The following is a 221-nucleotide window of genomic DNA, read 5'->3' as shown; positions in this document are numbered from 1 at the left end:
GACAAAGCAATTGAAATGCGTGATTGGGTCGATAATGATGGTAATCCAGTAGCTACGCAAATTGACGACTACGGTAGAGTGATAGATCTTGATCTTTCGAATAGAGATTTAACAAGCTTGCCAACAAGTCTAACGATTGCAAACTTCGGTCATCTAGAAACGGTAAACCTTGCTGACAACCAATTGGAAGATATCGCACTCACTTCATTTACGAATGCCAA

Annotated in this window: 1 protein-coding gene; it reads left to right on the top strand. The window is 40.3% G+C overall.

Going from position 1 to position 221, the window contains the following annotated elements; translation table 11 throughout:
- Positions 1-15 precede the first annotated feature (15 nt).
- Positions 16-221, top strand: a 206-nt coding sequence (locus tag PL77_RS29535; protein ID WP_156152611.1) for a hypothetical protein, incomplete at its 3' end; no start/stop codon positions are given.

The sequence above is a fragment of the Flammeovirga sp. OC4 genome (genome assembly GCF_000812565.1).
Taxonomy (GTDB): domain Bacteria; phylum Bacteroidota; class Bacteroidia; order Cytophagales; family Flammeovirgaceae; genus Flammeovirga.
The sequence above is the reverse complement of the archived record's forward strand: the minus strand, read 5'-3'. Positions and strand labels throughout refer to the sequence as shown.